The sequence below is a fragment of the Streptomyces pathocidini genome, from assembly GCF_001418495.1.
In the GTDB taxonomy this organism is placed as follows: Bacteria; Actinomycetota; Actinomycetes; order Streptomycetales; family Streptomycetaceae; genus Streptomyces; species Streptomyces pathocidini.
Genome location: NZ_LIQY01000312.1, coordinates 1 through 9,525, shown reverse-complemented (window position 1 = coordinate 9,525; position 9,525 = coordinate 1). Strand labels below are relative to the sequence as shown.

General features: G+C 69.9%; 10 protein-coding genes and 1 pseudogene. 3 read left to right on the top strand and 8 right to left on the bottom strand.

The window, feature by feature from the left end; all coding sequences use genetic code 11:
- Window positions 1-32: 32 nt before the first annotated feature.
- The 7 genes from AOK16_RS15950 to clpS all read right to left on the bottom strand — a co-directional run bounded on the left by AOK16_RS15950 (window position 33) and on the right by clpS (window position 4,936).
- Window positions 33-983 carry a PLP-dependent cysteine synthase family protein gene (locus tag AOK16_RS15950; protein ID WP_055472906.1) on the bottom strand — a complete coding sequence of 317 codons (951 nt, stop codon included), beginning with the start codon at window positions 981-983 and terminating at the stop codon, window positions 33-35.
- Window positions 983-1,282 carry a MoaD family protein gene (locus AOK16_RS15945; protein ID WP_055472905.1) on the bottom strand — a complete coding sequence of 100 codons (300 nt, stop codon included), beginning with the start codon at window positions 1,280-1,282 and terminating at the stop codon, window positions 983-985. The genes AOK16_RS15950 and AOK16_RS15945 overlap by 1 nt, the downstream gene beginning before the upstream one ends.
- A 133-nt stretch (window positions 1,283-1,415) precedes the next feature.
- Complete coding sequence (locus AOK16_RS29100) at window positions 1,416-1,517, bottom strand: putative leader peptide (protein WP_338058490.1); 102 nt, start codon at window positions 1,515-1,517, stop codon at window positions 1,416-1,418.
- 115 nt (window positions 1,518-1,632) lie between these two features.
- Window positions 1,633-2,055 carry a M67 family metallopeptidase gene (locus AOK16_RS15940; protein WP_055472904.1) on the bottom strand — a complete coding sequence of 141 codons (423 nt, stop codon included), beginning with the start codon at window positions 2,053-2,055 and terminating at the stop codon, window positions 1,633-1,635.
- A 134-nt stretch (window positions 2,056-2,189) separates the two neighbouring features.
- Window positions 2,190-3,644: an amino acid permease gene (locus AOK16_RS15935; protein WP_055472903.1), complete on the bottom strand. Its 1,455-nt coding sequence runs from the start codon at window positions 3,642-3,644 to the stop codon at window positions 2,190-2,192.
- A 384-nt stretch (window positions 3,645-4,028) separates the two neighbouring features.
- The gene (locus AOK16_RS15930) at window positions 4,029-4,625 is read right to left on the bottom strand and encodes a DUF2017 domain-containing protein (RefSeq protein ID WP_055472902.1); all 597 of its coding nucleotides are present in this window, start codon (window positions 4,623-4,625) and stop codon (window positions 4,029-4,031) included.
- Window positions 4,625-4,936, bottom strand: a complete 312-nt coding sequence (clpS, locus tag AOK16_RS15925) for an ATP-dependent Clp protease adapter ClpS (RefSeq protein ID WP_055472901.1) — start codon at window positions 4,934-4,936, stop codon at window positions 4,625-4,627. The genes AOK16_RS15930 and clpS overlap by 1 nt, the downstream gene beginning before the upstream one ends.
- 117 nt (window positions 4,937-5,053) lie before the next feature.
- Here clpS and AOK16_RS15920 point away from each other — a divergent pair, with 117 nt between their 5' ends.
- Both AOK16_RS15920 and AOK16_RS15915 read left to right on the top strand, forming a co-directional pair.
- Window positions 5,054-6,385 (top strand): nicotinate phosphoribosyltransferase, encoded by a 1,332-nt coding sequence (locus AOK16_RS15920; protein ID WP_055472900.1) that lies wholly within the window; start codon window positions 5,054-5,056, stop codon window positions 6,383-6,385.
- 224 nt (window positions 6,386-6,609) lie between these two features.
- Entirely contained in the window at window positions 6,610-7,197 is a 588-nt protein-coding gene (locus AOK16_RS15915) for an isochorismatase family protein (protein WP_055472899.1), read from the top strand.
- Window positions 7,198-7,305: 108 nt separating this feature from the next.
- Here the strand turns inward: AOK16_RS15915 and AOK16_RS15910 are convergent.
- A pseudogene (locus AOK16_RS15910) lies at window positions 7,306-7,638 on the bottom strand (hypothetical protein); the annotation flags it as partial.
- Window positions 7,639-8,047: 409 nt separating this feature from the next.
- Here AOK16_RS15910 and AOK16_RS15905 point away from each other — a divergent pair.
- On the top strand, window positions 8,048-9,463 hold the full coding sequence (locus AOK16_RS15905; RefSeq protein ID WP_240483593.1) for an ABC transporter substrate-binding protein: 1,416 nt from the start codon (window positions 8,048-8,050) through the stop codon (window positions 9,461-9,463).
- The last annotated feature ends 62 nt before the right edge of the window (window positions 9,464-9,525 follow it).

The window sequence follows — 9,525 nt, the reverse complement described above, 5'->3', positions numbered from 1 at the left end:
GAGCCGGTGGCGCCACCGGCCGACTCCAGCCGCTAGGCCCAGAGTTGACCGTGCAGCGCCGCCACGGCCGCCTCCGTGGACTCCGCCGTGTAGATGCCGGTGGAGAGGTACTTCCAACCGCCGTCGGCGACGACGAACGCGATGTCCGCGCTCTCGCCCGCGCGGGCCGCCTTCGCCCCCACGCCCAGCGCGGCGTGCAGAGCCGCCCCGGTCGAGACGCCCGCGAAGATGCCCTCCTGCTGGAGGAGTTCGCGGGTGCGGCGGACCGCGTCCTCGGAGCCGACCGAGTAGCGGGTCGTGAGCACCGATTCGTCGTACAGCTCGGGCACGAAGCCCTCGTCGAGGTTGCGCAGGCCGTAGACCAGGTCGTCGTAGCGCGGTTCCGCCGCGACGATCCTGACGTCCGGCCGGTTCTCGCGCAGGAAGCGGCCCACCCCCATGAGCGTGCCCGTCGTGCCGAGTCCGGCCACGAAGTGGGTGATGGAGGGGAGGTCGGCGAGGATCTCCGGGCCCGTGGTGGCGTAGTGGGCGCCGGCGTTGTCCGGGTTGCCGTACTGGTAGAGCATCACCCAGTCCGGGTGCTCGGCCGCCAGTTCCTTGGCCATCCGCACCGCCGTGTTGGAACCGCCCGCCGCGGGCGAGGAGATGATCTCCGCACCCCACATGGCCAGCAGCTGCCGCCGCTCCTCGCTCGTGTTCTCGGGCATGACGCACACGATGCGGTAGCCCTTGAGCCGTGCCGCCATCGCCAGCGAGATGCCCGTGTTGCCCGAGGTCGGCTCGAGGATGGTGCAGCCGGGGGTCAACCGGCCGTCCTTCTCGGCCTGTTCGATCATGTGGAGGGCGGGGCGGTCCTTCACCGAGCCCGTCGGGTTGCGGTCCTCCAGCTTTGCCCAGATCCGCACCTCGGCCGACGGAGACAGGCGCGGAAGCCGGACCAGCGGGGTGTTCCCGACGGCGGCGAGCGGGCTGTCGTAACGCATCAGCGCATGCCCGCCGGATCGCCTGCGGCCCCGCCCGCGACGGCCGGGAGGATCGTCACGCTGTCGCCGTCGCTCAGCTTGGTCGAGATGCCGTCCAGGAAGCGGACGTCCTCGTCGTTGAGGTAGACGTTCACGAACCGCCGCAGCTCACCGCCGTCGACCAGGCGCTCGCGGATGCCCGGGTGCCGCTCCTCGAGGTTGGCGAAGAGCTCATCGATCGTGGTGCCGCTGCCCTCGACCGCCTTCTGGCCGTCGGTGTAGCTGCGGAGGATGGTCGGGATGCGGACCTCGATGGCCATGAGGGGCTCCTGTCGGAAAGGAAGCGGGCGGGCGCGCGGCGTCGTCGTGCGCCGGCGGCGTGCAGAGGAGGAGTCGGGGAGGGAATCGCGTACACCGCGGCGCGTGATCAGGCCGTACGGGACGGGCGGCACGTCAGCGCGGACAGATGGCGCTGGCGAGCCGGCACAGATCGACGTGCAGCCGCGCCACGAGCAGCGTGCCCGGCGTCTTCTCGCTCACGTCCTGGAGAACCATGGGCTCATCGTAACGATTCCCCGTCCGCGCTCCGAGATCCGGTCCCAGGATCCGGACATGGCTTTGGACACGGGAACTGCCCCGCTCCCCCACCGCACTCAGTACACGGAGACGATCAGTACGCGGAGACGATCTCGACCTCTTCCTCCGTGACCTCGCCCTCGACGATCCGGAACGAGCGGAACTGGAACGGCCCCGCGCCGTCCGCGTCGGCGGTCGAGACGAGGACGTAGTGCGCACCGGGCTCGTTGGCGTAGCTGATGTCGGTACGGGAGGGGTACGCCTCGGTGGCCGTGTGCGAGTGGTAGATCACGACCGGCTCCTCGTCGCGGTCGTCCATCTCGCGGTACAGCTTCAGCAGGTCCGTCGAGTCGAACTCGTAGAACGTGGGCGAGCGGGCCGCGTTGAGCATCGGGATGAAGCGCTCGGGCCGGTCGGTCCCGGCCGGTCCCGCGACCACGCCGCACGCCTCGTCGGGGTGGTCGGCGCGCGCGTGCGCGACGATCCGGTCGACCAGGGACTGAGTGATGGTGAGCATGCGCAAAGAATAGGAGGGGTGGGGCGAAGCCCCTCGGTTGAGGGTGGTGGTGGACGACGGGTGGAATGAGACAGACGGCCTCCGGATCTGAGATCCGGAGGCCGTCTGGTGAGACAGGTGCTACGCGATGACCGTCAGCCGGAGACCGACACGCTCTCGCGCTCCTCGTCCTTCGCCGCCAGCTGCGGGTTGCGGGACTTGAGGACCGCCCAGCCGATGGCCAGGCACACGGCCCAGCCGGCGCCCACGTAGAGCGACACCCGGGCCTCCGAGTCGTACGCGACCAGGCCGAGCACGAAGACCAGGAAGAGCAGCGCCACCCAGCTGAAGGCCGCTCCGCCCGGCGCCGGGAAGGAGGAGGCCGGGAGACGGCCGGCCTGCACCGCGCGGCGGTAGAGGATGTGGCTGACGAGGATCATCATCCACGTCCAGATGCCGGCCGCGGTGGCCACCGAGACGACGTAGCCGAACGCCTTCTCCGGGACGACGTAGTTGAGGACCACGCCGACGCCCATGAGGGCCACCGAGAGCGCGATGCCGAAGGCCGGGGTCTTACGGGAGTTGAGCTTGCCGAAGACCTTCGGGGCCTCGCCGTTGGCGGCCAGGTCGCGCAGCATGCGGCCGGTGGAGTACATACCGGAGTTGCAGGACGACAGGGCCGCGGTCAGGACCACGAAGTTGACGATGCCCGCGGCGAGCGGGATGCCGATCTTCTCGAAGGCGTGCACGAACGGGCTGACGCCCGCGGCGAACTCGGTCCACTTGACCACGGAGAGGATGACGACCAGGGCGCCCACGTAGAAGATGATGATGCGCCACGGCAGGGTGTTGATCGCCTTGGGCAGGGTCTTCTCCGGGTTCTCGGACTCGCCCGCGGTAACGCCGACGAGCTCGACCGCCAGGTAGGCGAACATGACGCCCTGGAGGGTCATCAGGCTGGAGCCGACGCCGTTCGGGAAGATTCCGTGGTGCGACCAGAGGTTGCTGACGGCGGCGGTGTCACCGGCCTCGGAGAAGCCGAGGGTGAGCACGCCGAGGCCGATCACGATCATGCCGATGATCGCGGTGACCTTGACCATCGAGAACCAGAACTCGACCTCGCCGAAAATCTTGACCGAGATCAGGTTGACGCCGAAGAGCACCACCAGGAAGACCAGGGCGCTGACCCATTGCGGGATCTCGGGGAACCAGAAGTGGATATAGATCGCGGCGGCCGTGAGTTCGGCCATGCCGGTGACGACCCACATGAGCCAGTAGGTCCAGCCGGTCACATAGCCGAAGAACGGGCCGAGGAACTCGCGGGCGTACTCCGCGAAGCTGCCGGAGACCGGCCGGTAGAGGAGCAGCTCACCGAGCGCTCGCATGATGAAGAAGATGACGACGCCCGCGAGGGCGTACATGAGGATGATGCTCGGGCCGGCCTTCGCGATGTTCGCTCCGGCACCCATGAAGAGGCCGACTCCGATGGCGCCACCAATGGCGATCATCTGGACCTGTCGACTGCCCAGACCCCGCTGGTAGCCCTCTTCGGGAGTGTTGCCCGCGGCCTCATTGCCGTCGTTGTTCTGCGCGACCTGCACTGAGGTCATTTGCTGCGCCTTTCTCCATGTCGACCCGGCCTTGGCGGCACGGATCGGGTCCCGATCCCCCCGGATGTGGATGGAGTTGTTGCATTCACCGGCGATCCGCCGGACAAGCAGCGCGACCGGACAAGGGGTGGCATCCGGCAAGCGTTGCGAATGTTTACCACGAGGGTGACAGTGGTCCACCGATTCGACAGTGAGCTAACTCACAAGAAGAACCGGACAAAAGAAACAACCGCCCCCATTTACCCTGAGAGCGGTTGCGCGATCGTTATGCGGAATTGAGTGTCCGATGAGCGAACACATGACGGGATGACCTACACCAAATCCGGACATTGCAACAGGCGATCCGAAAGTTGTCCGGAAAGCGCGGCCGCACGTCGGCGGGGATCACGGCATGAGCGTCTCCACCAGCGACTCCTGCAGCCCGCCGAGCCAGAGATACGCCATCACCATCGGCTTACGGGGGTCGGAGTCGGGCAACCGGTACAACTCGCCCGCGTCCTCCTCGTCGTCGGCCACCTCCAGGCGGGTGCCGACGGCCAGCCGAAGATCGTTGAGCGCCCCGAGCCAGCGCCGCGACTCCTCCGGCGACAGTTTCAGGACCGCGCCGCCCTCGCCCGCCACGGTCAGGGCGTCCAGCGAGCGGATCACAGCCAGCGCGTCCTCGCGTTTGCGGGTGCGCAGATCGTTCTCGGTGTAGCGGCGGAACTCCGCCGAGAAGGCCCGGGACTCCTCGTCGTCCGGCTTGACGTCCGGACCGCCGTACGCGTCGGGGAAGAGCCGGGCCAGCGCCGGGTCGGAGGGCGGCTCGCTCGGCCCCTCGGCGAACAGGGAGGCCAGCGGGTCCTCGCCCTCGACGGGCTCGTCGCCCGGGCCGACGAGTTCGATCAGCTGGACGGCGAGGCTGCGCAGGATCGCGACCTCGACCTCGTCCAGCGCCACCGCCGCCCCGCCACCGGGCACCGCGTCGAAGAGCCCTGCCATCAGCGGTCCTGCTGGAGGGTGGCCCACAGTCCGTAGCCGTGCATCGCCTGCACGTCGCGCTCCATCTCCTCGCGGGTGCCCTGTGAGACGACGGCGCGGCCTTTGTGGTGCACGTCGAGCATCAGCTTGTGGGCCTTGTCCTTGGGATAGCCGAAGTACGACTGGAAGACGTACGTCACGTAGCTCATGAGGTTCACCGGGTCGTTGTGCACCAGCGTGATCCACGGAACGTCGGGCTCCGGCACCACGGACGGTGTCTCGCTCGACTCCGGGCGCTCGATCTCGACGGGGGCGACACTCACGGATTCCATGCTGCCACCCGGGGCCGGTCATCTCCTAAACGGCCCCGGCGGGTCTCCTACCGGCAGTCTCCACTGGCACCCCCGGAGAAATCGTCAGAGTGACGAGAGCGAGGGTAGAGTGCTGCCATGAACACAGCGGACCTGCTGGGCCTGCCGGTGGACGTGCCTTCGACCGCCCTCTTCACCGACCAGTACGAGCTGACAATGCTGCAAGCCGCCCTCAGGGCGGGCACCGCGGAGCGCCGCTCGGTCTTCGAGGTCTTCACCCGCCGCCTCCCCGAGGGCCGCCGCTACGGCGTCGTGGCGGGCACCGGCCGGGTGCTCGACGCCGTGGAGAACTTCCGCTTCGACGAAGGGGTCCTGGACTTCCTGCGCGACCGGAAGATCGTCGACGAGCCGACGCTGAAGTGGCTCGCGGACTACCGCTTCCGCGGCGACATCCAGGGCTACCCCGAGGGCGAGGTCTACTTCCCGGGCTCCCCCCTCCTGCGCGTGGAGTCCACCTTCGCCGAGGCCGTGGTGCTGGAGACGGTGATCCTCTCGATCCTCAACCACGACTCCGCGGTCGCGGCGGCCGCCTCCCGCATGTCCCTCGCGGCGCGCGGCCGGCCGCTGATCGAGATGGGCGCGCGCCGCACCCACGAGCTGGCGGCCGTGGCGGCCTCCCGCGCCGCGTACATCGGCGGCTTCGCCTCGACCTCCGACCTGGCCGCGGGCTTCCGCTACGGCATTCCGACCGTGGGCACCAGCGCCCACGCGTTCACGCTGCTGCACGACAGCGAGCGGGACGCCTTCACCGCCCAGGTCGACTCCCTGGGCCGCGGCACCACACTGCTGGTCGACACCTACGACGTGGCCGAGGCCGTGCGGCTCGCGGTCGAGATCGCGGGGCCGGAGCTCGGCGCCGTCCGGATCGACTCCGGCGACCTGCTCCTGGTTGCCCACCGGGTGCGGCAGCAGCTGGACGAACTGGGCGCGCGCGACACGAAGATCGTGGTGACGAGCGACCTGGACGAGTACGCGATCGCCTCGCTCGCCGCGGCGCCCGTGGACGCGTACGGGGTGGGCACCCGGCTGGTCACCGGCAGCGGGCACCCGACCTGCTCGATGGTCTACAAACTGGTGGCTCGCGCCGGGTCCGCGGATCCCGCCGCGCCGCTGGTGGCGGTGGCGAAGAAGTCGCTGGGCGGGAAGACCTCGATCGGCGGCCGCAAGTGGGCCGCCCGGCGGCCGGACGCGGAAGGCGTGGCGGAGGCGGAGGTCGTGGGCACCGGCGAGATGCCCCCGGAGCTGGCCCCGCACGCCCTGCTGGCGGATCTGGTCCACGGCGGAGAGGTCCTCACCCGCGAGCCCCTGGACATGGTCCGCGCCCGCCACCTGGCCGTCCGGGACGCGCTGCCGCTGTCGGCGATGCAGCTCTCGCGGGGAGAGCCGGTGCTGCCGACGGAGTACGCGTAGCGCCGGGCCGGACTACACGTGGCGCCGGACTACAGGCGACGCCGGATTGGGTGAGGGCCGGATTCCGGGGGCGGGGGCGCACCCGGTGTTCCCGCCGGTAAGCCCAACTCACTACGCTGGTGGGCAGAGCGGGGTGTTCCCCAGGCCGTCGCGGGGAAGACACCTGATCTCCCGGCTTTTCCCCTGCCCGGGAGGCCACCTCGCCGAAGCGAAGGGCCCGCGCCATGCACCGCGCACTGATCGTCGTAGACGTCCAGAACGACTTCTGCGAGGGCGGCAGCCTCGCGGTCGCCGGTGGCGCCGATGTCGCCGCCGCGATCACCGATCTGGTCGCGGAGGCCCCGGCCGGCTACCGCCATGTCGTCGCCACCCGCGACTTCCACATCGACCCGGTCGGCCACTTCTCGGACCGGCCGGACTACGAGCGCACCTGGCCCCCGCACTGCGTCGCGGGCACCGAGGGCAGCGGCTTCCACCCCAACTTCACGCCCGCCATCGCCTCGGGAACAATCGACGCCGTCTTCGACAAGGGCGCGTACACGGCGGCGTACAGCGGCTTCGAGGGCGTCGACGAGAACGGCACGCCGCTGGCCGACTGGCTGCGCGAGCGCGGGGTCGCCGAGGTCGACGTGGTGGGCATCGCGACCGACCACTGCGTACGGGCCACGGCGCTGGACGCCGTACGGGAGGGGTTCGCCGTGCAGGTCCTGCTCGACCTGACCGCGGGCGTCGCGCAGCACACCACGGAGCGGGCGGTGGACGAGCTGCGCGAGGCGGGCGTCGAGCTGACGGGCAAGCCGGTCGTCGTCTGAGGGGCCAGTCTTCTCGGTCGGCTACGACATCGTGGCGGACCACTCCGCCAGCACGCCCTCCCAGGCCCAGCCCGAGGGGCGCACGGCGGGGCGCACGATCGGGCGCGTCGCCTGCGCCGGAGGTCTCAGCAGCGCGCGGATGGGGTGCCAGGACTCCGTGTCGTCCTGCGGGTGCGCGCGCCAGACCAGACCGTCGGGGTGGTGCAGCACGGCGGTGACCTCGTCGGGCGTGGGCGGCTCGGTGTTGCCGCGCAGATAGACCGCCCTGAGCCCCAGGTTCCGCAGTCGCGTCAGCGCCCGGGCGCGGTTTGCGGCGTGCACCAGCACCCGCACCCGCACGGCCTCGCCGGTGCCCTCACCGGGCACCCTCGGGGGCCGGGGCAGCGACAGCGCGACGACCACGTCGCCGCCCGGAAGCTTGACGAACCCTCCACCTGCCATGCCTGTCATCCCCCGATGCGATCTAGTGTCAATAAGAAAGCTTGCCAGAGCATCTAAACGCGTCCGTCGCCCGACCGCCAGAGGGTCTCCACAAATAAGCTTCTGACCTGCACATTTGTGGAGATCTTTAAAGGGTGGCCGATTTTGACGCCCGACGCGAGCCATCTCACACCCGCCCGGAGATCGCCGGATCGGACACCGGTGTCAGTAAGAGCGGTGGGGTGCGCGGCTGCTGAACAGGCGCGTCGGTCTCGGCAGTTGGGACAGGGAATGACTCCGTGCGCCCCCTGTGCAACGGCCCCTCCGGTTAGGCGAGGCTTACCGCCGGGCCGGGTCGGGCAGACAGGATGAAGCCCCGAAAACCGAAAGCCTGTCCCAAGCCCGAGGCCCCGCGAGGACGGAACCCGTCATGCCGCGACCGACTGCCGCACAGCTCGTCTACGGTTCGGCCACCGTCGTCTTCTCGACCCTGGCCATGCTCCTGCTCTCCCAGACCGACTCGGGGGCGGCCGTCACGGTCATCGCCTGCGCGGCGCTGGCCCTCGCCGGGTGCGGCAGCGCCGACCCCGCGCCCGCCGCACAGGCCCCCGCGAACGACTTCGAGCCGGTGCGGCAGCAGCCCGGCAGCGAGCTGACCGTGTGGGTGGACGCGACCCGCGTCCCGGTGGTCAAGGCGTACCAGAAGGCGCACCCCGGAACGAAGTTGAAGATCGTCACGTACAGCGGTGACGCCAACGGCGCCAACGACCTGCAGACCAAGGTCCGGCTCTTCGACCGCTCCGGCCGCGGCTGGCCGGACGTCGCCTTCTCCACCACGACCGCCGACACCGCGTGGGCGGCCTCCGGCCCGAAGCCGTACGCGGCGCCGGTCGACCAGGAGAACATCGTGGACCGGCGGATCCTCGACGGCTTCGCCGAGGGCGCGCTCGACCCGTGCACGGTCGGGGACACGGTCTACTGCGTCCGCAACGACCTTGCCCAGAACGTCCTTTGGTACAACAAGAGACTCCTGGACCGCTTCGGCTACGAGGTGCCCACCACGTGGGAGGAGTACCGCGCCCTCGGGGAGCGGGTAGCCGAGGAGCACCCGGGCTATCTGGTCGGCACCGCGGGCGACCCGTGGACCCCCGAGATCTACCTCTGGGCCGCGCAGTGCCCCGCCTCCACCCTCACCGGACCGAAGAAGGTCACGGTCGACCTGGAGAGCCCGAAGTGCACGCGCGCCGTGTCCCTGCTCGACCGGCTGATCAAGGCCGGATCGGTCTCCAAGGGGAGCGTCTTCGACACCGGGTTCGTCAAGAAGAGCGCGTCCAAGGTCCTGATGACGCCCGGCCCTTCCTGGTACGGGCCGGTGCTCTTCCGCGACACCTTCAAGGCCGCCGAGGGGGAGATCGCCGCGGCCCCGCCCCTGAAGTACGAGGCCGACGAGAGCGCCACCACCGGCAACGTCGGCGGCGGCGTCTGGTTCGTCTCCGCGCACAGCGCGAACCTGAGGGCGGCCGGTGACCTGGTGACGTGGGTGACCACCTCCGACGAGGCCCAGGCCGAGGCCGTCACGTATCCGGCGTACAAGAAGGCCGCCGAGGGCTGGCTGGCCCGGCAGAAGGAGACCGGCTGGTTCGCCGGGGACGTCGCGCCGGCGCTCACCCGGGCCGCCGAACAGGTGTGGCCCGGCTGGGGCGCGACCCAGTACAGCCAGGAGTCCATCTACACCACGACCGTCGTACCCGCCCTCAACCAGGGTTCGACGATCGCCTCGACCGTCGGCTCCTGGCAGACCGCCATCGTCGACAAGGCCACCTCGCTGGGCTACCGGGTGAACTGACATGGCACCCACGACAGCCGCCCCCGCGGCCGGCCCCGGGACCCGGCCGCGGGGGCGGCTGT

Excerpts from the sequence above, each read along its gene's own strand:
- AOK16_RS29100 (WP_338058490.1), bottom strand. The coding sequence starts at position 1,517 with ATGGTTCTCCAGGACGTGAGCGAGAAGACGCCGGGCACGCTGCTCGTG.
- clpS (WP_055472901.1), bottom strand. The coding sequence starts at position 4,936 with ATGGAATCCGTGAGTGTCGCCCCCGTCGAGATCGAGCGCCCGGAGTCG.
- AOK16_RS15915 (WP_055472899.1), top strand. The coding sequence starts at position 6,610 with ATGCACCGCGCACTGATCGTCGTAGACGTCCAGAACGACTTCTGCGAG.
- AOK16_RS15950 (WP_055472906.1), bottom strand. The coding sequence starts at position 983 with ATGCGTTACGACAGCCCGCTCGCCGCCGTCGGGAACACCCCGCTGGTC.
- AOK16_RS15940 (WP_055472904.1), bottom strand. The coding sequence starts at position 2,055 with ATGCTCACCATCACTCAGTCCCTGGTCGACCGGATCGTCGCGCACGCG.
- AOK16_RS15945 (WP_055472905.1), bottom strand. The coding sequence starts at position 1,282 with ATGGCCATCGAGGTCCGCATCCCGACCATCCTCCGCAGCTACACCGAC.
- AOK16_RS15935 (WP_055472903.1), bottom strand. The coding sequence starts at position 3,644 with ATGACCTCAGTGCAGGTCGCGCAGAACAACGACGGCAATGAGGCCGCG.
- AOK16_RS15930 (WP_055472902.1), bottom strand. The coding sequence starts at position 4,625 with ATGGCAGGGCTCTTCGACGCGGTGCCCGGTGGCGGGGCGGCGGTGGCG.
- AOK16_RS15920 (WP_055472900.1), top strand. The coding sequence starts at position 5,054 with ATGAACACAGCGGACCTGCTGGGCCTGCCGGTGGACGTGCCTTCGACC.
- AOK16_RS15905 (WP_240483593.1), top strand. The coding sequence starts at position 8,048 with ATGCCGCGACCGACTGCCGCACAGCTCGTCTACGGTTCGGCCACCGTC.